Below are 25,941 nucleotides of genomic sequence, written 5' to 3'. Positions count from 1 at the left end.
CATGCCCTCTTTGGTGTCAAGGATTTTGCAAGGAGTTATATGTGCCAAAATCCTGACCAATTCTTTCATTCGTACAAAAGCTAAACGCTCAGTACAGTCCCCCAAATCGTGTAATGACATTTTCGCCCTTTCTAAACTTTAACGCTGTTGAAATGATTGTGCAATAACTTCGTAAACTTTCATGAAAAAATCACGAAAAATATCAAAATTTTTCTAATCGACAGCTGATTTTTGACGAAATTCTAATGCTTTATCATCATTCTACTAAAAAAACAAAAAAAGTGAAAATGCACTGCTTGAACAGGCATTTCCACTTTTCTATTATTATTTTCAACTAGCGCGCTGAGTAGCCACCATCAATCACAAGTTCAGCACCTGTAATGTAAGAAGCCTCGTCTGATGCTAAAAATAAGATAGCCTTTGCAACTTCTTCAGGTTGACCAAGACGACCCATTGGCGTAGCTCTTACTAACATATCCATTGCCTCTTTTGCTTCTGATAATTTAGCTGTCATTGGTGTTTCAATAACACCAGGGAATACTGTATTCACACGCACATTGTAAGCGCCAAGCTCTGATGCAGCTGCACGAGCAATCGCACGTAAAGATCCTTTAGAGGCTGTATACGCATTAAAGCCTGCACCAATTATTGCTGTATAAGACGATGTATTGACAATGGAACCCTTCCCTGCTTCTTTCATATAATTAGCAGCATGTTTAATGCCAAGGAATGGACCAAAAGCATTGATATTATGCATGACTGTCCAGTCCGCCTGAGTAATTTGATCTGGCCCTTTTTCTGATGATATACCAGCATTATTAATTAAAATATCAATTCGTCCATATTTTTCGACAATCGCTTTTGTCACTTCTGCCCAGTTTTCGTCAGAAGAAACATCTAATTTCATGCCCTCTACATTGTCTAGCTCAGAGATTTTTGCCAGATTTTCCTCATTAATATCAGCTGCAATGACTGTGGCACCCTCTTGAGCGAATAATTCTGCCATCGCTGCCCCCATTCCAGATGCCCCACCTGTAATCATCGCAATTTTATTATCTAAACGTCCCATTTCTTTCAACTTCCTCTCTCTTGAAATATAGATTAACCTATACTTCCTTATTACCATAAAAGTATATGGTTAAATAGTTTACTATTAAACTATATCATTTTTAGTAACCGTTTTCAAAGAATATCTCTGTAAATATGAACAATCTGTTTTATCTTTCCCTATTTTTACGATACGATATACTATAGATGTGGAACCATTTGAACGGAGGAATACGAGTGAAAGATCAAAAAAGACTTTATAAAGAAGCGATGCAGGTATTAAAAGATACAAGTCGCACGTTTTATATACCGATTACTTTTTTAAAAAATGATTTAAAGGTATCGGTGGCTGCTGCCTATTTAGCTATGCGTGCCATTGATGAAATCGAAGACCATGAAAACCTTTCCAATGATGTTAAATTTGATTTACTATCTGCAACAAGTGAATTATTAAAGGACACATTTGATGAAGAAGCGTACCACGCATTGCTAGCACCTTATGCAGATCAACTACCTGAAGTATCCCTTCGATTAGCAGATTGGCTGACATTTTGCCCTGAGGAATCACGCAAGATTGTGCAAGCTTCCACAAGTGAAATGGCATTTGGTATGGCAAAATGGGCAAAGGCCAATTGGCAAGTGCATACAAGAGAGGATTTAGATGATTATACATACTACGTGGCAGGGCTTGTAGGGACGATGTTGTCTGAGCTTTGGGCGTGGGGTGCCAATGTTCAAACCAATCGTGAACTAGCAATAGGCTATGGTCGAGGACTCCAGGCTGTCAACATCTTACGTAATCAGCATGAGGATCTAGATGAGCGTGGTGTAAGCTTTGTTCCTGAAGGATGGACACGTGATGATTTATTTGCCTATGCTGAAGAAAATTTAGCTAAAGCAGATCTGTATATGAAAGATATCAATAAACGTACCATTCTACTGTTCTGTCGCTTACCACTTGCCTTAGCCCATAAAACATTGAAGGCTATGCAAGAAGGACGAGAAAAAATGACTCGTGCCGAAGTAGAACAAACTGTTGACGAGATACAGGTCGACTAACATCAAAAGCCCCAGTAGATGAATACTGGGGCACTTCTTATTTATATCGAATAAATGAATCTTACAATCAACTCGTAGCTCAAATAGATGGATAGCATCGACAGCAACATGAGCACAAACCCTTCTACCTTACTGCCCGTTTTCGTTGTAAGCGGAAAACGAATGGAGACAGACGCTGGGAAAAATAACTTAACACCTTTCTTTGTGCACATATCAAGCACGATATGACTAGCCATCCCAATAATAATCCCAATAGAAATCGCTTTGTAAGGAATCAAACTATGTAACACCAACATAACTAACAATAGAAAAAGCAAACTATGTGTAAAGGAACGATGCCCAAACACCATGTTAACTAACTTCGCTATGATGGGAAATGTTCGACCGATTTTACTACCTCTGTGACATATATCTGGAAGTAATGCACCGATAACACCTGCACCTACTAAGACAAGTGGGTTATCATTTGAAAACTGTGCAAAGGCAAGACTTGCTGTGATGCCCCCAACGATATGGGTATTCCCTTGCATAAATTACTTCCACTCCTTCTCTCTCTAATATTTTTTCCTTCTTAATGTATCACAAATCTGCACAAAAGGGAACATACATTCCGAACGTACGCTCGAAAATATTTTAATCCTACTATTTGTATAGCTATTTACAATATGGATAAAAATAGTGGTGGAGGTTATTTTATGAAAGCTTATAAAGGAATACTTTTTATACTATTCTCTATGGGTAGTAGTGCTTTATTTTGGTATTTCTCTACACCTATGGAGCCCATCCACCTACTGAATAAACTGAGCCATCTCATTGGAGGATTAGCGATTACTGGTTTATTTCTTGTATTCTTTTTAGCTACAAGAATCAAAATTTTAGAACGTTGGTTTAATGGGCTTGAGCGAGTCTATTTTTATCATAAAGTGCTGGCAATCCTTTCACTTGGATTGCTCATTTTACACGGGCAATTGCAAAAAATGGTTCCTGATAAGGAACTAATGCAACAAACCTCACTAAATGAATTTGCTAAAGAGCTAGGTGAGTTTGCACAATATGGCTTTATCATCCTTATTGTCCTTGCCTTCATTGCAAAATTTCTAAAGTATGAGCATTGGCGCTGGCTCCATCGTTTATTACTTGTTCCCTATACATCCGGTATTTATCATGCTTATTTTTCTAGCCAATATGATTTATTACAACCTACACCTTTAGGTATTTTCACAGCACTGACAACAATTATCGGATTTATGTCTGCTCTGTATATGCTCACGATGTATCAAGATATGTTCTTCCCGTACACCGGTCATATTTCAGCTCTTCAAAGACTGAACACCCATGTTATTGAATTAGAGCTAACACTCTCGAAAAAGCTCGACTATCGTCCAGGACAATTTATCTTTTTAAAAATCTTTCAAGATGGCATCGAAAAGGCACCACATCCCTTTTCTATTTCTGGTGGTAATGGAGAAAAAGTTGTGGTAACGATGAAAGCAGTTGGAGATTTTACACAGCAGGTTTATAACCGTATTCAAGTAAAATCACCCGTAGCCCTAGATGGTCCATATGGTCATTTCGACTTTGACAATGGTTCCAATCAGCAAATATGGATTGCTGGTGGCATTGGCATCACGCCATTTCTAGCTTATTTACAACTGAACCCTAATAAGAAAATTGACCTATATTATTCCTTTCATGGGCCAGATACTGTCATCTACAAAGATTTTTTGCAGGACTATGCTCAAACAAATGATCATTTCACAGTGACATTTATCGATACAACTCAGGAAGACAGGCTCATTTTTGATGTTATGACAATACCAGCTAATACTAGTATTTTTATATGTGGGCCAGAAAAAATGATTAAGCAATTCAAATCGTCCATTCCTAGTAGCCATATAGAATGGGAAGCATTTACATTTAGGTAATGAAAAAGCGTACACCTAAACATAGATGTACGCCCTTTATTAAACGTTAAATTTACCTGTTTCTTCTCGGAGATTTTGAGCAAGTTGCGCTAACTGCTCCGAGGCCACAGCCATCTCATTCATCGTAGAGGCCTGTTCTTCAGTGATTGCCGATACATTTAATGTATGATCATTCGTTGTCATTGCCTGTTGGCTAATCACCTGCACGTTTGCTGTCACTTCATTTAGATTTTTAAAGGCATCTGCTGTTGTTTTGCTCGTCTTTTGCATCGTATTTTGAAGCCCTTCGATGGCATTGGCAATCGTATCAAAGGTAGTGCCTGCTTGTTGGACAGAATCAATACCCTGATGGGCAATTCTTCGACTTTGCTCCATTAAGATCACGGCTTCATTCATTTGCTCTTGAATCGTTAGGACGACTTTCGCAATGTCTAAAGAAGCACGACTTGTCTGTTCAGCAAGTGCTTTCACCTCTCCAGCAACAACAGCAAAACCTTTTCCTGCTTCACCTGCTCGTGCCGCTTCAATAGCAGCGTTGAGGGATAGTAAATTGGTTTGGTCGGTAATGGCTGAAATTAACTGACTCATTTGCTCTATTTGTGCGGATTGCTCTTTTAAGCTACTCACTAGATTAGCACTGCTGTCTACCTGTGCATGAAGCTGAACGATATCATCCACAAAAGCTTGTATTTTTTTCGAGCCCCCTGTAGCCATATTAGACGTTGTTACAGACTGTTGGACCGCGTCATGTAAATCGTCCATTGCCGTTTTCATATCATTGCCTAATTGTGTTGTGACACCTTTTAATTGCCCACTGACCTGTTGTTGTGAACTTGTATTTTCAGCTACATCTTGCATGGAAATGGCTACTTCTGTGACGGTTTTATTGACCTCTTGTACACTTGCTGTTAATTCCTCGGCAGTTGAAGCAACCGTTTCCGTTTCGGCTACGATCCGCTGCATCATCGAACCTAATGCTTCCACAGAATCGTTATAATACTGAGCCATTTCACCAAATTCATCCTTTGTATGGACAGTCATTTGTTGCGTTAAATCGCCAGTAGCAAGATAGCCTAAATACGTATTCATCGTTTTCATTTCAGTACGGATATAGCGAGCAAGTAAGTAGATAATAATCGCAATGAGTACAATGAGAATCACACTGATTACTATTTGTTGTTGAAGCATTGCCTGTACCTCGCTATATAGCTCGCTTGTTGGAACAAGTAAAACCAACTTCCATGGCATATCTTGTATTTGCTTATATTGTAGTGTAAAGTCATTGCCATCAATCGTTGTTTGCATTAGCTTTTGCTGCTCTGACAATTGTTCAACAGGAATATTTAAAAATTGCTGAATCGACTCTTTATTCACTTTCTCTACATCCGGATGCGTTAAAAATTGTCCACTATCATCAATTAAAAATGCATAGCCACTGTCGCGAATTTTCACATCCGAGACAATGGATTGGATTGAATCTAAAACATAGTCCCCTGTAATGACGCCAATGGGGGTAGAATCTTTCACAATTTGTGTACCAAATGAAATAAACATTTCTCCTAAAGCCTCATCAAAATAAGGCGCTGTATGTACTACTTGATCAGATTGGATACTGTTGCGATACCAGTCTTGCTCATGAAAACGATAGGCTGGATCTTCATAAGTATCCGTTGCGATAATTTTCTCCCCTTCTTTATAGGCGTACGGCCCAAATATTTCACCCTTTGCTGCATCTTCCTCTAGCCATAGGCCCATACCATATGTTTCCTTATTGAGTGGCAATAGCTGTTGTACATAGCGAGTAAATTGTTCTCTTGTCATTATATTGTCTGCCGACTCAATCGTTGTTTTTGCACTATGTATAAGCTGAGTATGTGAATGCAATTTGCTCTCAACAGAGCCTGTTACATCATCCGCCAGTATAGACATTTCATTTTCAATAGAGCTTTCAAGTTCATTTGATGCGCCCAAATAGTTAAGGAAGGACATACCACCTAGAAAAACAATGATAATAGGAATAAGTATCCCTATTTTTTCCATAAGTTTTAAATTTCCCAATAGTTTTTTCATCTACCTTCACTCCATGCTGTTATTTTTGCTCTATTTACCTTCTAGTATAAATGGATTACGTCTATAAAAATATATTTTTTTTGTAACTTTTCAAAATACTACAACATGATACAAAGATAATAAATCCTCCATTCAAGAATCTTTAATTCGAGCAATTTACTTGGAATATGGATTCATATATCGTATAGTAAAAAACGCATCATACAATGAAGGAGACTAAAATAATGACCGTGACACAAAGTTATTTAAATAAAGTTATGCATGAACGTAAATCTGTACGTAAATACGACGAAACCTATAAAATTCCACAAGAACAATTAGAAGAATTACTTGTTGAAGCAACGTCTGCTCCATCATCTAGTAATCTACAGCCTTGGCGCTTTTTAGTGATTCAAGATGAAGCGACTAAAAAAGAGTTACGTGCCATTGCAAACAATCAAGAACAAGTGGAAACTTCCTCAGCAATTATTGCCGTTCTAGGGGATACAAAAATGTACGAAAATGCGGAAGCTGTCTATACGAAAAACTTTGATCTTGGCTATATCAATGAAGCAGCAAAAGATTTAATGATCAACAATTCGATAAACTTATATTCTCAGCTTCCACAAGAAGTATTAAAAAATATCGTGACATTTGATGCTGGTCTAATTTCTATGCAAATTATGCTATTAGCAAAAGATATGGGCTATGATACAGTCCCAATGGGTGGATTTAATAAAGAAGCCTTCGCTCAACGGTTTGAATTAGCTGATCATATCGTGCCAGTTATTTTAATCGCAATTGGTAAAGCAGCAGCTCCTGCCTATAATTCTTCTCGTATTGAATTAGCGCACATTGCTAAATTCATTTAATTCTTGCAAAATGGTCACCTTACTATGTGGTAAGGTGGCTATTTTTTTGATTTGGATGGTATGTTATGAGCTCCTACCATCATAGGATAGTAATGTTTGGTATAAAGTAAAAAACGTCAAAAATGATTCTCCAAAACTAGCACAATCATTTTCCAAAGGATATTATTTGCTTTTTTTGTATTTATTACTCAAAAAATCATCATCAAAGACTTAAAAATAATTTATATTCTAGTACATTCGTGCGATTTCTACTAAATATTACATAAAATTCGTTGTAGCTTAAACACGCTAGACTTGTTATTATTAGGAGGTATTTTCAAATGAAGGGAGGTTTTACTGATGTATAATTATGATGATTCTTATTATTATAATGATTTGGATGCAGCTATGGGTGGCTTGTTTTTACTATTTATTTTAGCAGCTCTTGTTATTGGTTTAATCGCCTACATTATTAGTGCACTCATTTATTTTATGACGTCTAAAACAAATGGTTTTGGAGATGTAGCCTATATCGCTTGGATTCCAATTATTAATGCTTACAGTCTCTTCCTACTGACAGCTGGTGGGGACAATCGAGAAACAGTACGTGCAACAGCTTTAAAAAATACGCTTATTTATGCGGGCTTGTTAATCGTTTCGTTTATTCCATTTATCGGCATACTTGCTTCTCTAGGTGCGGTAGGCTTTACATTGTATTTCTCGTATCGCCTATTCTATCGCTGGTGTGGCGAAACAGGGAAAGCTGTGCTATATACGATTTTAATGATTATCACAGGTGGATTGTTCTTTGCTATCTACGGTTTAATGCGCATGAACAAACCATTTGTTGCATAATGCACCGTGTTAAAACCTCTTTATGCCCTTAGGCTAAAGAGGTTTTTTGGCGTAATCTCACTTGGTAATGTCGCATTGATTTAGGAATCCCTTTTAATTCAAACACCCCACTGTATGCTAAATATCGAATTCGATATTCTAAAAAGAAGATATTTGGAGGGTCATCCATTCTTGTAACTAGCTCATAAATGAATGGCCCTGTTTGAATAAAATCTGCACTTCCTTGTTCCTGATGAACTTGTCCTAGCGTTGACATAATCAAATTATCATAGTAATTCTCTGGAACTGCTCGAATTTGCTGATGCAACCATAGACGAAAAACCTCTTTTGTTTGCGCTAAACTTTCCCATTGCTGTTGAAATAGCAGATGCTCCTCAGCAGGTAGTTGCTTTTTGTCATACTGCTCGATATTCCATTGACGATTGATAACATTCTGTTCCCCCGTGTTGATGAGAACAATTTCATTTGTTCTATCACGCAGTAGATAGAGGATAAATCGGAGTCCACACTGTTCTTCTGCATTGTGCCCATACCAAATATAGATTGGTTGGTGACGTGGAATATTCTGTATCTCTCTAATAGTATTCATAAACTTGTTCTGATTTACAAAATCATCCATGCCATCATTAATATTTTCCATTAACCACTCATGGCGGAATGCCTGTCCTCTTTTTTCATCGAGTTTCCATAATGGGCCGATAGATAAATCGTCTGGAAACCCTATGACATATTTCGGCGGAGCAAGTGCTACCCGTAATGAGCCTGCTGCAGATTCCGAGCAAACGATATGTACCATTTGTGCAGTAGTTGAGGTCTCGACCTTTCTTTGTTGAATGTAGTCATTAATGATGTCTACAAAATGATTGAGCTGATTTTGCTCGAACAACAAGGACCACCCCTGCTTAGGGCTACTACGTTCATGATGAAAAGCTGTAAATGGTTCAGATGGTTTTAGTTCATACCCCGCCCATTCCCCCTTTTCTGTAACATCTGCTATCGTGATATACGCTAAAGCTTGAATTTTGTAAACGAACACCTGATTTGGTTCGTACAAAAAATAAATAAATGGATAATGTATCGTTGTTTCCATGTACACAGCCTCCTTTAAAAAAAATTGTATCACAAAAACAATATTTTCCATCTTTTTTTCAAAAAAGCAGTTAGCTAGCATAGTAGATATGGTATTATTATAGTTAGAAAATTTCGAATTTATATCAAAGGAGACTGATGAATGTGTATGAAAATATTTTAAGACATCCGGGGCCAACGCCGATTCCAAAAAAAGTTCAATTTGCGATGAATCGGAATATTTTTAGTCATCGAAGTCAAGAATTTGTAGAGTTATACCGAGAAACCATTGAATTAGTAAAGCCCGTTTTCGGTACGACGCAGGATATCTTACTTTTGCCATCAGGTGGCACAGCTGCACTAGAAGCTGCAGCTGTCAACACAGTTGCTGCTGGTGAAGAAGTTGTAGTCATCACCATTGGGGCATTCGGTGACTATTTCGTATCGATTTGTGAACAATATGGCTTCCATGTACATAAGCTTGAAAAAGAATGGGGACAAGCTTGCACACCCGAGGAACTACGAGCATTATTACAACCATTGGAGAATATTAAAGCCGTTTTTGTCACGTACAATGAAACATCTACCGGCATTTTAAACCCAATTGCTGAATTAGCACAGGTAATCCGTGACGAAACAAATGCCCTCGTTATTGTAGATGGCGTAAGCTGTATCGGTGGCGTTCCTGCCGAAATGGATGCTTGGGGCATCGATATTCTGGTAACAGGCTCTCAAAAAGCAATGATGCTCCCTCCAGGGCTTTCTCTTGTCAGCGTGAGCGAAAGAGCTTGGAAAGTCATTGAAAAAAATCAAACACCAGCATATTATTTAAATCTATTAAGCTATCGTAGCTGGGCGGAAAAGGGCATGACTCCAAATACGCCTGCAATTACACTGATTTACGGACTGCATGAGGTTTGTAAATTAATTGAACAAGAAGGTGGCTTTGCTCAAACGGTTGCACGCCATGAACTCATGAAAAACATGGTGCGTAGCGCAATGAAAGCATTACACATTGAGCTATTAACAGAGGATCAATATGCCTCACCAACCATTACAGCCATCAAGGCTCCACAAGGTATTGACCTTGCTGAGCTCTTAGCACATCTCAAGCAGCACTATCATATAGACTTCGCAGGCGGTCTTGGTCATCTGCAAGGAAAAATTTTCAGATTCGGCCATATGGGCTATTGTTTCCCAAGTGATATTTTACAAGCCGTCTCTTTAATGGAAGCCGCCCTTCAAGATTTCTCCTACGACTTTGAACCAGGAGCAGGCGTAAGTGCCGCACACAAAGTATTTCTAGCTGCACAACACAAAGCATTGCTACGTTAATACGGCAAACAGGTGGAGAAAATTTCTCCACCTGTTTTTGTTTAATCAGACTCGAGGGTCCCTTTGAAGTTGAGCAGTTGTGTGCACTGTTATACCGAAGGAGCGGTGTGACACTCTTTTGGATCACTCAATACTATCAATTTCTCTGCTCTTCTCTAAATATGCTGCACGCATAGTTGTAGGAACCATACTGCCCCCTGTTGCCCACACAAGATGTGTAGCTTGTGACATGTTGCTTACTAATGCATGCTGCTCTAAGTAAGATTGACCTTTTTGCAGTAAGCGAATGGCACCATACATGCCTGCATGTGCGGAAGGTTCTAAAAATAATCCTTCACTATCCACTGCTAACCCTAATGATGTAAATAATTCTTTATCTGTCACTGTGTAACAACCACTAACATACGTTTCCATCACTTTGCCTACAAATTTTGAAGCACGCCCCACAGCAAGACCATCTGCTTCCGTGTTATTGTCAAGATCAATATCTTCTACACTAATAGCGTCATGTAAACCTGTCATCAGCCCAATTGTCATACAAGGAGAAGCGACGGGCTCCGCAAAGAAAATATGCACATGCTCGCCGAATACCTCTCGTAATCCATAGGCAACACCACCTGGACCTCCACCGACACCACATGGTAAATAAACGAACAATGGATGCGCTTTGTTGACAGTAATATTCGTCTTTTCCAATTGGTCTTTTAAACGCTTTGCTGCTACTGCATAGCCTGCAAATAGATCCTTTGAATTTTCATCATCAATAAAGTGACACATTGGATCTTGTTCAGCTTCATGTCTCCCCTGCTCAACAGCCACACTGTAATCAGCTTCGTATTCAATAACTGTGGCTCCTTTTTCTCGCAGTAAAGCTTTTTTCCATTCTTTGGCGTCACTCGACATATGTACAACGACATTAAAGCCGAGCTTCTTGCCTATAATGCCGATACTTAAACCTAAATTCCCTGTGGAGCCTACCGCAATCGTGTATTGTTGGAAGAACGACTGGAATTCCTCTGTTGCTAGGAGCGCATAATCATCTTCTTGTGTGAGCTTTCCACTTGCCAAAGCTAACCTTTCTGCATGTATTAATACCTCATAAATCCCTCCACGTGCTTTGATTGAACCAGAGATTGGGAGAGCATGATCACATTTTAATAGGAGTTGACCTGGTATCGACACACCGTACTTTTGCTCAAGCGCACTTTTCATTGCTGGGATCTCCTTGATGATTGATTCAATCAAACCATCACTTTCTACAAGCTCAGGAAATGCTACTTTTAAATAAGAAGAAAAACGATGCAATGTTTCTTCCGCTTCCTCCACTTCTAGCATCGTAAAGAGGTTTGTTTGTGGAGTCCTCATCCAATTTGTATTTTCCCATAATACAGTATCTTTATTTGCTAGTTCTTTTAGTTGCGGAAATTGCTGTAATAGTTCGTGTTTACGGTCATTTTTCACCTGTAGATTCCTCCATTTTACGAGCTAAAATTGCTCGTTCACAAATTTGTCGAAATTTCATTTCAAACGATATATTGTTTTCTTGTGTTCTTTTTTTAGGTCCCTTTGTTCTTCCTCCTGCACGCCGTATTTTTTGACCAACATGGCGCATATCGAGCAAACGTTCTATGTTTTCATTAGACATTTCTCGTCCATTTTGATCAATTGGATACCCCCCTCTTGCTAAAACCATTGCGGCTAAACCGTAATCCTGTGTAATGACAATATCGTGTTTTGAAAGCGCGTTCACTAGCGTAAAATCAACCGAATCTGGACCTTTTGGAACAATAATTGTTATTACATTATCACGTTCCACACGGTGCGATGTATCGCAAAACAAGATAGTTTCAATCTCAAACTCAGATGATATAGATAGCGCCAAATCCACGACTGGACAGGCATCAGCGTCTATTAGAACCTTCACAATAAGGCATCATTCCTTTCTCATAATTAGATGAATCAACCACACAATAATTATTTTAATATATTTTTTATCGGACCCCTCTTGCTCAAATTTTCACAAACTCAAAAAGTATTTTATTGAATAGTTTGAAAAATAGATATACGATACACCTATCAACTAAATGGGGGTTTTAACTATGACAATTACAACTGTTAGCAACGAACAATTAGCAAAAGAATACGTAGATGGCGTATTTGAGCAACTAAAACAACAGAATAGTCATCAAGCGGAATTTTTACAAGCAGCTGAGGAAATTTTCATCTCATTAGTACCTGTATTCGCACAGCATCCTGAATATATTAAGGCTAATATTTTATCTCGTATCGTCGAGCCAGATCGCATCATTTCCTTCCGTGTAGCTTGGCAAGATGATAACAATCAAGTGCAAGTGAATCGTGGTTATCGTGTTCAATACAGCAATGTCATGGGACCATACAAAGGCGGCCTCCGATTCCACCCTTCCGTAAACGAATCCATCATTAAGTTCCTAGGTTTTGAACAAATTTTTAAAAATGCTTTAACTGGGCAACCAATTGGTGGTGGTAAAGGTGGTTCAAACTTCGATCCAAAAGGTAAGTCTGACTCAGAAATCATGCGTTTCTGCCAAGCATTCATGACTGAATTATACCGTCATATCGGTCCAGATGTCGATGTTCCTGCTGGTGATATTGGTGTAGGTGCTCGTGAAGTTGGCTATTTATGGGGCCAATATAAACGTTTAACAAAAGCAAACGAGTCAGGTGTATTAACGGGTAAAACTCCTGGTTATGGTGGCTCTTTAGCTCGTAAAGAGGCAACTGGTTACGGTACCGTTTATTTTGTCAATGAAATGCTAAAAGATGCTAACGATTCATTCGAAGGAAAAACAGTGGTTGTTTCTGGTTCAGGTAACGTTTCTACGTACGCAATTGAAAAAGCACAACAGTATGGTGCAAAAGTGGTGGCATGCTCTGACTCTTCAGGCTATGTGTATGACCCAGAAGGCTTAGATTTAGATGCTATTAAAGAAATTAAAGAAGTAAAAGGTGAGCGTATTTCAACTTACGTTAATAACCGACCAAATGCTACTTTTACAGAAGGTTGTACAGGTATTTGGACGATTCCATGTGATATTGCCCTACCATGTGCTACACAAAACGAAATTAATGGTGAGTCAGCTCGTACATTAATTTCAAATGGTGTAAAAGCAATCGGTGAAGGTGCAAATATGCCATCAGATCTAGAAGCGATTAATGAATTCCTAAATGCAGGTGTATTATTCGGTCCTGCAAAAGCTGCGAATGCTGGTGGCGTTGCTGTATCTGCTCTTGAAATGGCGCAAGATTCAAGCCGCATATTTTGGTCATTTGAAGAAGTAGATGCGAAACTTCATCAAATTATGAAAAATATTTATACTAACAGTAAAGCTGCTGCTGAAAAATATGGTTTCCCAGGTAATTTAGTAGTAGGCGCAAACATCGCTGGCTTTATCAAAGTAGCAGATGGCATGCTTACTGAAGGCGTCTATTAATACCGTTCTTTTTTCAATGTTCCCTAGGTTAGAAATCGGAATATTCTTAATTTCAAACAAGGAGATAGCGAACATTCGTTATCTTCTTGTTTTTAATTTGCTAATTCGTTATAAAACATTCAAACAATCTATTTAAACGAACATTTTAGTTATTAAACATTCAAAACATTCGTGTTATAATTTTAGAGTACTATGAAATATTGGAGGGTTTTTTGTGGAATTATTGTATACAGGTAAAACAAAAAATGTGTTCAAATTAGAAGACGGTCATTATTTACTAAAATTTAAAGACGATGTTACAGGAGAAAACGGGGTGTTTGACCCAGGTGCTAATACTGTTGGTTTAACAATCGATGGTGCTGGTTTAGCTGGCTTACGTTTAACTTCGCATTTCTATTCTAAATTAAACGAACAAGGTGTTCCTACTCACTATGTAGATGCAAACTTTGAAGATGCAACAATGACTGTAAAACCTGCTACAGTATTCGGGAGCGGTTTAGAAGTAATTTGCCGCTTCAAAGCTGTCGGTTCATTCCTACGCCGCTACGGTGCATATGTAAAAGAAGGACAAGATTTAGACTCCTTTGTAGAAGTAACAATTAAAGATGATGATCGTTTAGATCCCCCTATTTCTGAAGATGCTTTAGCGATGTTAAACCTGTTAACTCATGAAGAATATGCCATTTTAAAACAACGTACAATTGAAATTTCTAAATTTGTTGCAGCAGAACTTGCAAAAAAAGGCTTAACGCTATATGACATTAAATTAGAGTTTGGCCGTGACGCCAAAACAAATGAAATTTTATTAATCGATGAAATTTCTGGTGGCAATATGCGTGCTTACAAAGGTGAGCAATATATCGAACCATTAGAGCTTGAGAAGATAATGTTAGCTGAATAAGAGAAAAAATCCCCGAAAAAGAGTCGACAGTTGCGGCTCTTTTTTTATGTAGAAAACTTATTTTATTTTCAACGAAACTTTTCCTTGCTCCACTCGTATATTAACTACTGTAATACGCAATTATTCTATTATTTTGGAGGTAGTTTAATGGAAAACTATAATGAGACAACGACAGAGGAGAGGCCTAAACTAAATCCATTTTTATCTGTTTGGCTGCATCCTAAGCAAACGGCCCGTTATATGATTAACGAAAAATCTATCGGTTTTGCCATTTTGATTTTGTCTATTGGTTATGTTGGCTCTATGATGTCTGGACTAATTGATTCGGAATTATTTCCTAATTTTTCTCCTTGGCTTTTAGCATTATTATGTGTAATTTTCGCTCCTATCGCTGGTATTATCGGAACAGCCTTTTCTGCACTCATCACATGGCTATTTGGTAAATTATTTAAGGGTACAGGTACGTATTCGGACTTATTTAAAGGATTGAGCTTAACAGCTGTTCCATCTATCGTACTGATTCCTCTTTACATCATTTGGATAATGACTTCACCAGATTCTTTATTGGACCCGAACTTTATGGGCGCATTGCCGTGGATTTTTTGGCCAACTATTTTAGTAACCATTGTTGTTAGTATCTGGTCTTTTGTTATTTCAGTAGGTGTAGTAGCAGAAGCACACCAAATTTCTAACTGGATGGCTTTCTTCACCATCTTCATTCCAAGCATTATTTTATTCATCGTGTTCTTCGTCCTTTTCTTTATCATCCTCATTGGAATTATGGGTGTTAGCATGATGTAAAAAAGACTCCCACTCTCATTTAAGAGAGTGGGAGATTTTTTCTATAGTTTGAATTGAGCAATTAATGTCTTCAATTGTAAAGCTAATTCTGATAACTGAGCGGACTTTCCTGCCATGTCCTCCATTGAGCTACTTGTCTGCTCTGTTGTAGCCGTTGTTTGCTCGACACCTGCAGCAGATTCCTCAGCCACCGCCGCAATCTCTTGAATGGAGTTGTTCATCTTACGTCCATCTTCTGTTACTTTGGATAAATTGGTTGAAATTAATTTCACGCTTTCAACAACATCATTGATGGAATAACTAATCGTATTAAACGTTTCACTAGTAGCTTTTATTTGATTGGTTCCTTCTTTTACTTCTTGATAACCATCTTCTAACGAATTTGTAACAACATCAAAATCTTGCTGAATATTTGTGACGATTGTTGTAATATCATTCACTGAAAATGCTACTTGTTCTGCAAGTTTTCGTACTTCATCCGCAACCACCGCAAATCCTTTGCCATGTTCACCAGCTCTAGCTGCTTCAATGGCAGCATTTAAAGCCAAAAGGTTGGTTTGGTCTGCTATATCTTTAATTACAACGACCAGCTTAGAAATTTCTTGTGCTTGTGCATCTAATTTTTTTACTTTTTCAACAGCATTTTGTACAATGCTATCAATCTTCACCATTTGAGAATTTGAGGATGTCATTAACTGACTGCCTTCGTTCGTTAACTCTAATACTTCCGCAGAAGATTGATGAATATGGGCACCATGCTGATTTGTTTCTTGTAAATCTGCTGTGAAACGTTCCATTAATGAAGTTAATTCATTGGAATGATGTGCTTGTCCTTCTGCACCCGATGCCAATTCATGCATCGTAATCGCAACTTGCTCCGCCCCCATATTCACTTCATTAGCTGATTGTGTTAGTTCTTTACTTGAAGTATTAATCAAGTCAGAAGCCTTTGCGATATTATGAATCATGTCCTTCAATTTCAGCTGCATTTGATTCATAGCGATGGCTAGCTTTCCTATTTCATCTTTTGATCGAATGGTCATACTTTCTTGAGATAAATCTCCATCTGCAAATCGTTCCATTGCTTGAGCCACTCGGTTAATTGGTTTTGCCATACTGCTTGCATATTGCCAAATAACAAATATCCCTACAATAATGGCAATACCAATCACTATAATTGTTAATTTTAAAATATCCTCTGCTGGTTTATTAAAATCATTTAAATACGTGCTTGCACCGATGACCCAACCCCAATAAGGATCTGTTTCTGCATAAACGCCTTTATCGGCCAGTTGATTTGAATTTGGTAGTTCCCATGCATAGCTAACAAAACCACCTCCTTCGTTTCCTTTCGCAATCATTTCTTGCATGTACTTAACTCCATTATCATCCTGTTCATCCCAAACATTAGTTCCCTCTATGTTTGGATGTGCGATGGAGTTCCCCTTTTGGTCAACGACAAATATATAACCGTTATCACCTAGTTTAATATTTTTATTAATTGGCCGCTTCCCTTCGCTATCCTTCTCTCCTAAAATAGCAATCTTTACTTTTTCTTGCGCTTCTTCTAGTGATAGATTACCTGCCTCAACCTGTTGATTGAATTGTTCAATCATAGCGATGGTCATTTCCACACTATTTCTTAAATTCTCTTTTCCTACCATCTCTAAATTTGCTTTACTTTGTTGATAGCTTGAAAAACCTAGAATAATAAGGGGAACCATTAAAAGTAGTAATGAGAAAGCTATTAGCTTCGCTTTAATGGATCTAAATTGAAATAATGATTTCATAGTTTAAACGCCTCTTTCATTTTACATAGACTTTAGACCTAAATTTAAAAACAAAACTATTATTATTAAGTATTTATTCTTCTTAAATGAAATATGTAAATCGTTACATTATTCTCATTCATTTTATTACATAAAAAATCAAACAACAACATTTTTCGAGCATTTTCGCTAGAAAAATCAAAAAAAATAGAGAAAAGCATTCAACTTTTCTCCATCCGCATTATTTTTAATGAGACGTTATTTGTTAAACAGATAACGCCGTACTTTGTTGGAATAGTTCCGATACACCTGATTCAACTGCTGCACCACTTACAGCTCTTGATACAATTGCCACAACACGTTCATCTAGAGATTTCGGTACAATATATTCTTCAGTTAATTCTTCATCACTTACAAGAGAGGCAATAGCTTCTACTGCCGCTAGCTTCATCGTCTCATTTATATCTGTTGCTCGCACATCTAATGCTCCGCGGAAAATGCCAGGGAATGCAAGGACATTATTAATTTGATTTGGATAATCAGAACGGCCAGTACCCATAACACGGACACCCCAAGCTTTGGCATTTTCATACGTAATTTCAGGATTTGGATTAGCTAAGGCAAACACAACTGGATTTTCATTCATGGACGAAATGTGCGCCTCTGTTAAAAGATTCGCAACAGAGACCCCAATAAAGACATCCGCACCTCTAAGGGCATCATCGAGTGTACCATGAAGTTTTTCTGGATTTGTTAAATGAGCGACTGCTTCTTTAATGGGATTCATCCCTTCTGCACGTCCCTCATAAATAATACCTTTTGTATCGCACATATAAATATTTTTATAGCCCATTTGCACAAGAATACGTAAGATTGCAATTCCTGCAGCACCAGCACCGTTAATAACAACCTTCATCGTCGCGATATCCTTTTTCACAATACGATTGGCATTAATCATAGCTGCACCTACCACGATAGCCGTTCCATGCTGATCATCATGGAAAACAGGAATATCACATTCCTGACGCAAACGATCTTCAATTTCAAAGCATCTTGGCGCCGAAATATCCTCTAAGTTTACAGCACCAAACGTCGGAGCAAGCGCCTTCACAATGCTGACGATTTCATCCGTATTCTTCGTATCCAAACATATTGGAAAAGCATCAACATTGGCAAAACGCTTTAATAAAATCGCCTTCCCTTCCATTACTGGTAATGCCGCTTGAGGTCCTATGTCCCCTAACCCTAAAACCGCCGTACCATCCGTTACAACCGCTACCATATTCCCTTTCATTGTATAGTCATACACAAGTGATGGATTTTTTTCAATTTCTACACATGGCGCAGCCACACCAGGTGAATAAGCCAAGCTAAGATCATAAGAATCTTGAACCGGCACCTTTGAAATTACCTCCAATTTCCCGCTATAATGTGCATGCATTTCTAATGCTTTTTTCATTACGTCCATTCCATCCCATCCTTTTCCCTTAGTTTTTTATTATATTTCAGAATCATAATACTTTGTGAAAATATAGTCAACAAATATTCAGTTAATTTATTTAATTCTCTAATAGCACAGCATTTTACGACTTATTATACATTTTTCTGTCAAATTAATCATTTCACAATCAATTATTTTAAAATAATTATTACAATGTCCTTATTATTGAAAAGTGTACAACTATAGCCTTTTAACCTGTTCAACTTTTCACATAGTATTTTTCTTGTGTAAATGAGAATTTTTTCACAAACTAATGTAAGCGCATCCATTGTTCCACCTGGTTCCGTCACAATTTATTCACATTTTTTCACAAAGATTTTTATTATGCTTACCAAAGTATTTGGAACTTCTATCAAGTCAACAAAAAAAGAGCCCTTATGTTAAGGACCCTTGCTTAAAATGATTGATAAAAGCAGTGATAATATGCTTGGAAGACCATTGCTCACCAGACACTTTGGTGATCGGGTAATCACGAGGGAATATACTTTTCGTCATTTCCTCTACGGAATAACCTTGCTTAAAAAGTTGATGCACATTCTCTTCCATTTCTTCAATATATGCAATTTTATTTAAAATTTGTTCTCGTCCATCTGCCAGATAACCTGCATGGCAGCAATATACTTCTTTAAAATCATAGTTTACTAATTTTTTTAAGGATGCTAAGGTATGTACAATATTTTCTTCGTCGAGTACAACCTTTGTTTTGGTTTGAATATATAAATCCCCTGTAAACATAGCTCCTGTTTGACGATTATAAAAGGCTAGATGATCTGTTGTATGGCCCGGTGTTTCAATGACGTCCCATACGGCCGTATTTGATTGTAATGTAGTACTAATCGGTTGAGCCATAAATGCTGGTCGTTCGCCCCATAGTGCTTGGCGATACAGTGGATAATCCCCATCTTTAGCACAAAGCTGAATAGAGTCGAGGTGAAGGTAAATAGGAACATCTCTTTGCTGTTGAAGCCAAGCAGCATTACCCGCATGATCCTCATGAGAATGTGTCAATGCGATTTGCTCAATGGGCAAATCATTGAAAAAAGATTGAAACTCTTTTGCCAACGAATAGGAACCCGTATCAATCAATAATCCATCAACGAAAAAGCTGTAAACACTCATGCCAAACCCCTGAATTGCTACTTTTCCAAGTGCACATTGTACATCATGATGATGTTGAATTTCTATGCTTGTTTCACGTTTAAACATTCACTTTCCCCCTTTTACAAAAGTGTAGCATAAAATGAATAGTGAGTCATTTTCACATTCCAGCGATTATAGCAATCGCCATCTACAATGAATGCATTTTTTTCACACTATGTATCACGTTATTTGATTGTCAATGTCTGATGTTTTTTATAAAATCTTAATTATATAAAGTGTGAAGGAGCATTACTTATGGAGACAAAAGAAGTTCAGCAAGTGTCCAAGCGAGAACAGAAAAAAACTATCAATAGAGAAAATATTATTAATGCCGCGATCGAATTATTTAGTTCCAAGCCATTTGCTGAGGTGAGTATGCGAACTATTGCTAAGCATGCAAACGTTTCTCCAGGTCTAATCTATCAATATTTTGATGATCAACAACATCTATTTATGACGGCATTTAAAATTGAAAGCGCAAACCTATTAATCGTATTACAACAAACAATTGAGGGACAAGAACATCAACTCGAATTGCTGACAACAAAATATATAGAATATATGTATACGCACGATAATCTATATCAAATGATGACCTATTTCATGCTAGAAAACGAACAACATGGCAATGTCTCACAAGAGTTACGCGACATTATCGATCAACTATTTTCACTTTTCAAAGAAGCTTTAAGTCTACATCTCCCTGAGGAAAATCTTAAAAATGCCGTACAACTTTATTTTGCATCGTTAAATGGCCTATTAATTACCTATAAAAATTTACCTGGTCGTTCAAAAGACGCAACCTGGCAACATATGAAACAACTAACAGATCTATTGATCGTCACAATAAAAAGGCAGGAAAAATAAAACCTGCCTTTTATTTTGTCCTCATCTTTTATTATTGTTTGACTCCCTGCTTTAACTGATGCTTGAGTAATTTTCCAACAGCATTTCGAGGAAGCTGTTCAACAAACTCTACTTCTTTCACAGCTTTGTAGGAAGCTAAATTCTCTTTACAAAACGCCATTATTTCCGCTTCTGTTATCGATACTTCTGGTTTTACTACTATATAAGCTTTTGGAATCTCGCCCCACTTTTCATCTGGAACGCCAATCACCGCTACATCTGTAACAGCTGGATGAGTGGCAAGCACTAGTTCTAATTCTGCAGAATATATATTTTCTCCACCACTAATAATCATATCTTTTATGCGGTCAACTACAAATAAATAGCCATCACGATCCATATAGCCAACATCTCCAGTAAGGTACCAGCCGTTCCTTAACACTTGCTTTGTCGCTTCCATATTTTCGAAATAACCGACAAACACTTGTGGGCCACGTAAACTGATTTCCCCTACCTCACCTGGAGATAGCACTTCATCTGACTTCACATCAACAATTGCTATTTCACCATGCATCATCGATTTGCCCATAGAATCATACTTATCTTTATCCATCTGCTCCTTCCACATTGTCACTGCACCTGTGTATTCCGTAATTCCATACACTTGTTGAATGGGAATACCTAGTTGGCGAAATCCTAAAATAAGTGGAACAGGCACAGACGAAGCACCACAGGTAATGTTTCGAATAGAAGATGCGTTAGCATGTGCAACCTCATAAGTTTTTAATAAGTATGCTAGCATTGTTGGTACTGTCATCATGGTCGTAATCTTTTCTTGCTCTACAATTTTCCAAGCTGCCATAGGCTCAAACGTTTCCATGAGTACCATCGTACAGCCACACATAATATTCGTAATGAGCGGAGCGATGCCACCTATGTGGAAAAATGGTGCCACCATTAAGAAACGGTCATCCTCCCACCAGTCTATGGTTTGCGATAAACCTATTCCCGCAGCATATAAATTATTGTGAGAAATCATCGCTCCCTTTGGCTTACCTGTTGTACCTGACGTATACATAATAAGCGCTACATCATCACTACTAGCATCGTAAACAGGTTCTTGTACGTTCTCATCAAAAACTTCCTGCAGAGAAGGGACAGTTGTATGGGATAGAACGTCAGTAATCACACCTTGTTCTTGTAATGCTTGAATTGTTGACTCAAAATCAACATCATAAATAACGAGCTTTACTTTACTGTGCCCCACAATATATTGAAGCTCCGGTACTTGCAGACGCCAATTTAAAACAACAGTGACGACACCAATCTTCGATGCCCCCATTAACACAGCAATAAAATCTTCATTATTCTTGCATAAAATCGCTAGACGATCCCCTTTAGCAAAACCTTGTTTCTTTAAAAAATGAGCAAAGCCATTGGCCCTCGCATTCATTTGTTGAAATGTCCACCGCTTGTCTTTGTGGATAAAAGCCTCCTTCTCCCCCATTAAAACCGCGCGATGTTGTAACAACTTACCAATATTGATGTTCATAATGGCCACCCCTACACAATTTTTTGTCAACATACTAATCTAGTGCAATTGGTAAATCTTTTTTATCCTTTATGGTTTGCTCCTGAAATAAGGTGAAAATCTCTTCCCAGATTTGTTCCCATTTCCTTGCTGCTTGACGATTCTCATGGTTTGGAAACGCGATTAAATTCACTTGCATTAATTGTTCGATTTGTTCTGCAAACAGCTTTACTTCCTTCTCTGAACTATCTACGAGAATGCTAGCAATTAAATCATAAATAGAAATTTGCTGTCTCATCTTCACAAGATCTCTATATATCTGAGATAATAATACGTTTCTTGGCCCCTCCCATAATTCATTCACTAAGCTATCTCTAAATAATCTTGGGATTGCTGAAAAATCTTCAATCGCCCCATGGCCACCAAAAATAGAAATAGCCAAACGAAGCTTATCTACAGCTTCTTTTGAGGCATAAATTTTTTGTAATAAAATTAATTCACGCACAACGAACGCCTCTAACGTGTTAGGTTCTTGTTGCGTTTGAATAAATGCTTGATAAATATGAAAGGCTGTACCAACAATACGTTTGGCGGCATATTCCAAATCCTCAAGCTGTGCTGCCGCCATTGGAAACTCATCAATGTGTCGATCAAATACTGATCTAAAGTTTGCATATAGCTTCGCTTCTCGTGCAGCTCTCATTAAAAAAGCGCCACTAGCAAACCCAATATCCAATCGTGAACGTGTTAAGACCATACTAACAGCAAGGGCAACTCCTCGATTTTGTGGACCTATGCGATAAGCAATTGCTCCTTGATAATCGATTTCTGCGGATGGTAACTCTGCGGTACCGATTTTCCATTTCAAACGATTGATCACGTGATGATTTCTTTTCTCTTTTTCCTTATCCCCTTGCCAGGTAGGTACAATGAACACCGCAATATCATCAGTATGCTCGACACGTGCAGTCACTACAGCATAATCAGCATGCACCGCTGAGCAGAAAAATTTATTGCCAAATAACCGATAATGCTCGCCCTCCGGCTTAGCCATCAGTACATTCGCTGGAATGTTTGATCCTCCCTGAATCTCTGACATATACTGTGCACCGATCCCAAAATGGCCCTCATAGCCTTCTGTCACATGCTCATAGATGCGCTTTACTTCATCAGGAGCCTCCTCCTTGAAAAGCTCTATTAAGGCAATCAGTCCATCTGTACATGCTAATGGACAAGTAATTCCCGCTTCTCCATTACCATGTAAAAAAAAGCGCTTGACGATTCCTTCATTTTTCAGCTGGTCCTTAGAAAATAGCCCATATCCGAATATGTCTTTCTCCATTTGTTGCATTTCATTCGAACGAATAATGCGATCAATGCGCTCATTATATGCATTATAATGTCTTATTTTAGGCTGATTTTCAGGTCGTGCACTTTCAGCAGCCACAGAACGCCACTCTGTTGATAATTTTTCCACAAAAGGCTCTAATCTCGGCAGCATTTCACCCCATGTTTCACAACTAAACTGTTGTAGGACTTGTAATAAAAAAGGATTATCCAAATCATTCATGGCATCTCTTTTATCAATAAATTCTCGAAAACTATACGTTTTTTCTCCAACATGCATCCATGCACACACTCCTTTTCTAAATTTTAAGAATATTTTAGCATCGTAATTAGAAAAAGTAAACAGTGTTTATTTATTAATTATCTTAGTTCGTTTTCGTACTTTAATCAGGCTATCTGATACTTCGAGCACACTATCTATCGTTCACTTTTTCGTTTCTATCCACTGCTTTGAGCGGTCTATCCACTTCTTTTTCTGTTCTATCCATCACTTTGAGCATTCTATCCACCTCAATGCTCGCTATCCTTCACTTCGAGCGTTCTTTCCACTGCTTTTTCTGTTCTATCCATCACTTTGAGCATTCTATCCACCTCGATGCTCGCTATCCTTCTCTTCGAGCGGTCTATCCACTTCTTTTTCTGTTCTATCCATCACTTTGCGCATTCTATCCACCTCGATGAGGGCTACCCTTCTCTTCGATCGTTCTATCCACTTCTTTTTCTGTTCTATCCATCACTTTGTTCATTCTATCCGTCACTTTGAGCATTCTATCCACCTCGATGCTCGCTATCCTTCTCTTCGAGCGGTCTATCCACTTCTTTTTCTGTTCTATCCATCACTTTGAGCATTCTATCCACCTCAATGCTCGCTATCCTTCACTTCGAGCGTTCTTTCCACTGCTTTTTCTGTTCTATCCATCACTTTGAGCATTCTATCCACCTCGATGCTCGCTATCCTTCTCTTCGAGCGGTCTATCCACTTCTTTTTCTGTTCTATCCATCACTTTGCGCATTCTATCCACCTCGATGAGGGCTACCCTTCTCTTCGATCGTTCTATCCACTTCTTTTTCTGTTCTATCCATCACTTTGTTCATTCTATCCGTCACTTTGAGCATTCTATCCACCTCGATGCTCGCTATCCTTCTCTTCGAGCGGTCTATCCACTTCTTTTTCTGTTCTATCCATCACTTTGCGCATTCTATCCACCTCGATGAGGGCTACCCTTCTCTTCGATCGTTCTATCCACTTCTTTTTCTGTTCTATCCATCACTTTGTTCATTCTATCCGTCACTTTGAGCATTCTATCCACCTCGATGCTCGCTATCCTTCTCTTCGAGCGGTCTATCCACTTCTTTTTCTGTTCTATCCATCACTTTGAGCATTCTATCCACCTCAATTGGCGCTATCCTTCACTTTTTCTATTCTATCCGCCACTCTCAGCGGTCTATCCACCACTTTTTCGTTTCTATCCGTCACTCCGGGCGGTCTATCCACCCCGATGATTCTACCTCACACATCGAGCGGTGTATGGCACCAATTTTTCAATTCTAACCACCACGTTAAACGTTCCATCACCACTTTCCAAACTAAAAAAACGCCCACCAAAGTGAGCGTTTCTTCATTCAATCTCTATTCATTTGTACCTTTTTCCACATCATACTGTGTAATCCAATCACTAAAGCTGCCTACATATAATTGGATGTTTTCGTAGCCTTCGTCTGCTAAAACAGCATACAACGGGGATGCTGTCACACCGCTACCACAGTAGACAACTATCGGTTCATCACGCGCAACTTTTTGTCGTAATGCATCGTTCGCCTTTAATTGGCCATCTGCCTTTAATTGCTCCCAGTCAAAGTTTTTTGCAGTTGGGATATGCCCTGCTACCTTATCCAGTGGCTCCATTTCACCACGGTAACGTTCAGCTGCACGTGCATCAAGTAAAGTTGCCTGAAATTCTCCATCTACAATTGCTTTTACCGCTTGGCGTGGGGCATAAAGCTCATCCTTCCAAACAAAATCTATGATTGTTGGTGGATATTTAATAATATCCTTGGTGAACGGGATTTTCGCCTCTAGTGCAGGTGCGCCGCCATTTATAATCACAACATTCGGGAAACCAGCGTACGTCAGCATCCACCAAGCACGTGGTGCAAATGGAGCTGCTCCTTGGTCATACACAACAATTTGATCTTCATAACGCAAGCCTAATTCTTGAAATACGGAAGCCAATTTTTCTTTGCTTGGCATTGGGTGACGCCCATCTTTACTGTCCATATCTGATAGCTGTTGTTCTAAATCTATATGAATCGCGCCAGTTGCATGGCCATCTTCAAATGCCTTTTTTCCCGCCTCTTTATTCTGAAGATCGAAACGAGCATCGATAAAACGGACACCATCAAACTGAATTTCATCCACTGATTTGAATACTTTTCCCATATG

At 38.4% G+C, this 25,941-nt stretch carries 21 protein-coding genes; 9 read left to right on the top strand and 12 right to left on the bottom strand.

Annotation, left to right across the window (positions count from 1 at the left end; all coding sequences use genetic code 11):
• Window positions 1-334 precede the first annotated feature (334 nt).
• Window positions 335-1,069: an SDR family NAD(P)-dependent oxidoreductase gene (locus GJU32_RS15910; RefSeq protein ID WP_155592941.1), complete on the bottom strand. Its 735-nt coding sequence runs from the start codon at window positions 1,067-1,069 to the stop codon at window positions 335-337.
• A gap of 215 nt (window positions 1,070-1,284) precedes the next feature.
• On the opposite strand from GJU32_RS15910, the gene GJU32_RS15905 reads away from it, so the two are divergent.
• Window positions 1,285-2,106 carry a squalene/phytoene synthase family protein gene (locus GJU32_RS15905; RefSeq protein WP_155592940.1) on the top strand — a complete coding sequence of 274 codons (822 nt, stop codon included), beginning with the start codon at window positions 1,285-1,287 and terminating at the stop codon, window positions 2,104-2,106.
• Between the two features lie 41 nt (window positions 2,107-2,147).
• Here the strand turns inward: GJU32_RS15905 and GJU32_RS15900 are convergent, their stop codons facing one another.
• Entirely contained in the window at window positions 2,148-2,636 is a 489-nt protein-coding gene (locus GJU32_RS15900; RefSeq protein WP_155592939.1) for a metal-dependent hydrolase, read from the bottom strand.
• A gap of 165 nt (window positions 2,637-2,801) precedes the next feature.
• Between GJU32_RS15900 and GJU32_RS15895 the strand changes: the two genes are divergently transcribed.
• A complete protein-coding gene (locus GJU32_RS15895; protein WP_155592938.1) occupies window positions 2,802-4,031 on the top strand; it encodes a ferredoxin reductase family protein in 1,230 nt (409 codons plus the stop codon).
• Between the two features lie 39 nt (window positions 4,032-4,070).
• Here GJU32_RS15895 and GJU32_RS15890 read toward each other — a convergent pair whose 3' ends face one another.
• Window positions 4,071-6,101, bottom strand: a complete 2,031-nt coding sequence (locus GJU32_RS15890; RefSeq protein WP_155592937.1) for a methyl-accepting chemotaxis protein — start codon at window positions 6,099-6,101, stop codon at window positions 4,071-4,073.
• Window positions 6,102-6,325: 224 nt separating this feature from the next.
• Here GJU32_RS15890 and GJU32_RS15885 point away from each other — a divergent pair, with 224 nt between their 5' ends.
• Together GJU32_RS15885 and GJU32_RS15880 are read left to right on the top strand one after the other, a co-directional pair.
• The gene (locus GJU32_RS15885; RefSeq protein WP_155592936.1) at window positions 6,326-6,952 is read left to right on the top strand and encodes a nitroreductase family protein; all 627 of its coding nucleotides are present in this window, start codon (window positions 6,326-6,328) and stop codon (window positions 6,950-6,952) included.
• A 339-nt stretch (window positions 6,953-7,291) separates the two neighbouring features.
• A complete protein-coding gene (locus GJU32_RS15880) occupies window positions 7,292-7,786 on the top strand; it encodes a hypothetical protein (protein ID WP_230875069.1) in 495 nt (164 codons plus the stop codon).
• Window positions 7,787-7,814: 28 nt separating this feature from the next.
• Here GJU32_RS15880 and GJU32_RS15875 read toward each other — a convergent pair whose 3' ends face one another.
• Window positions 7,815-8,876 (bottom strand): DUF1835 domain-containing protein, encoded by a 1,062-nt coding sequence (locus GJU32_RS15875; RefSeq protein WP_155592934.1) that lies wholly within the window; start codon window positions 8,874-8,876, stop codon window positions 7,815-7,817.
• 143 nt (window positions 8,877-9,019) lie between these two features.
• Between GJU32_RS15875 and GJU32_RS15870 the strand changes: the two genes are divergently transcribed.
• Window positions 9,020-10,189: a pyridoxal-phosphate-dependent aminotransferase family protein gene (locus GJU32_RS15870; protein WP_155592933.1), complete on the top strand. Its 1,170-nt coding sequence runs from the start codon at window positions 9,020-9,022 to the stop codon at window positions 10,187-10,189.
• Between the two features lie 123 nt (window positions 10,190-10,312).
• Here the strand turns inward: GJU32_RS15870 and GJU32_RS15865 are convergent, their stop codons facing one another.
• Complete coding sequence (locus GJU32_RS15865) at window positions 10,313-11,650, bottom strand: D-serine ammonia-lyase (protein ID WP_155592932.1); 1,338 nt, start codon at window positions 11,648-11,650, stop codon at window positions 10,313-10,315.
• Window positions 11,640-12,113 (bottom strand): YaiI/YqxD family protein, encoded by a 474-nt coding sequence (locus GJU32_RS15860; RefSeq protein ID WP_155592931.1) that lies wholly within the window; start codon window positions 12,111-12,113, stop codon window positions 11,640-11,642. Before GJU32_RS15860 ends, GJU32_RS15865 begins: the two co-directional genes overlap by 11 nt.
• A gap of 175 nt (window positions 12,114-12,288) precedes the next feature.
• Here GJU32_RS15860 and gdhA point away from each other — a divergent pair, with 175 nt between their 5' ends.
• From gdhA to GJU32_RS15845, 3 genes are all read left to right on the top strand, one after another.
• Complete coding sequence (gene gdhA, locus GJU32_RS15855) at window positions 12,289-13,662, top strand: NADP-specific glutamate dehydrogenase (RefSeq protein WP_155592930.1); 1,374 nt, start codon at window positions 12,289-12,291, stop codon at window positions 13,660-13,662.
• Window positions 13,663-13,876: 214 nt separating this feature from the next.
• The gene (locus GJU32_RS15850) at window positions 13,877-14,563 is read left to right on the top strand and encodes a phosphoribosylaminoimidazolesuccinocarboxamide synthase (RefSeq protein WP_155592929.1); all 687 of its coding nucleotides are present in this window, start codon (window positions 13,877-13,879) and stop codon (window positions 14,561-14,563) included.
• A gap of 147 nt (window positions 14,564-14,710) precedes the next feature.
• On the top strand, window positions 14,711-15,364 hold the full coding sequence (locus GJU32_RS15845) for a Yip1 family protein (RefSeq protein ID WP_155592928.1): 654 nt from the start codon (window positions 14,711-14,713) through the stop codon (window positions 15,362-15,364).
• Window positions 15,365-15,405: 41 nt separating this feature from the next.
• Here the strand turns inward: GJU32_RS15845 and GJU32_RS15840 are convergent, their stop codons facing one another.
• From GJU32_RS15840 to GJU32_RS15830, 3 genes are all read right to left on the bottom strand, one after another.
• Window positions 15,406-17,154 carry a methyl-accepting chemotaxis protein gene (locus tag GJU32_RS15840; protein WP_155592927.1) on the bottom strand — a complete coding sequence of 583 codons (1,749 nt, stop codon included), beginning with the start codon at window positions 17,152-17,154 and terminating at the stop codon, window positions 15,406-15,408.
• 244 nt (window positions 17,155-17,398) lie between these two features.
• Window positions 17,399-18,601, bottom strand: a complete 1,203-nt coding sequence (locus GJU32_RS15835; protein ID WP_155592926.1) for an NAD(P)-dependent malic enzyme — start codon at window positions 18,599-18,601, stop codon at window positions 17,399-17,401.
• 408 nt (window positions 18,602-19,009) lie between these two features.
• Window positions 19,010-19,840 (bottom strand): MBL fold metallo-hydrolase, encoded by an 831-nt coding sequence (locus tag GJU32_RS15830; protein ID WP_155592925.1) that lies wholly within the window; start codon window positions 19,838-19,840, stop codon window positions 19,010-19,012.
• A 189-nt stretch (window positions 19,841-20,029) separates the two neighbouring features.
• Here GJU32_RS15830 and GJU32_RS15825 point away from each other — a divergent pair, with 189 nt between their 5' ends.
• Complete coding sequence (locus GJU32_RS15825; RefSeq protein WP_155592924.1) at window positions 20,030-20,641, top strand: TetR/AcrR family transcriptional regulator; 612 nt, start codon at window positions 20,030-20,032, stop codon at window positions 20,639-20,641.
• 31 nt (window positions 20,642-20,672) lie between these two features.
• Here the strand turns inward: GJU32_RS15825 and menE are convergent, their stop codons facing one another.
• From menE to GJU32_RS15810, 3 genes are all read right to left on the bottom strand, one after another.
• A complete protein-coding gene (gene menE / locus GJU32_RS15820; RefSeq protein WP_155592923.1) occupies window positions 20,673-22,172 on the bottom strand; it encodes an o-succinylbenzoate--CoA ligase in 1,500 nt (499 codons plus the stop codon).
• A 34-nt stretch (window positions 22,173-22,206) separates the two neighbouring features.
• Entirely contained in the window at window positions 22,207-23,778 is a 1,572-nt protein-coding gene (locus GJU32_RS15815; RefSeq protein WP_155592922.1) for an acyl-CoA dehydrogenase family protein, read from the bottom strand.
• A gap of 1,350 nt (window positions 23,779-25,128) precedes the next feature.
• Window positions 25,129-25,938, bottom strand: a complete 810-nt coding sequence (locus GJU32_RS15810; RefSeq protein WP_155592921.1) for a sulfurtransferase — start codon at window positions 25,936-25,938, stop codon at window positions 25,129-25,131.
• Window positions 25,939-25,941 lie beyond the last annotated feature (3 nt).

The sequence above is a fragment of the Lysinibacillus cavernae genome (genome assembly GCF_009724685.1).
In the GTDB taxonomy this organism is placed as follows: Bacteria; Bacillota; Bacilli; order Bacillales_A; family Planococcaceae; genus Lysinibacillus; species Lysinibacillus cavernae.
Note: the sequence above shows the minus strand (reverse complement) of the source record. Positions and strands in the feature narration are given on the sequence as shown.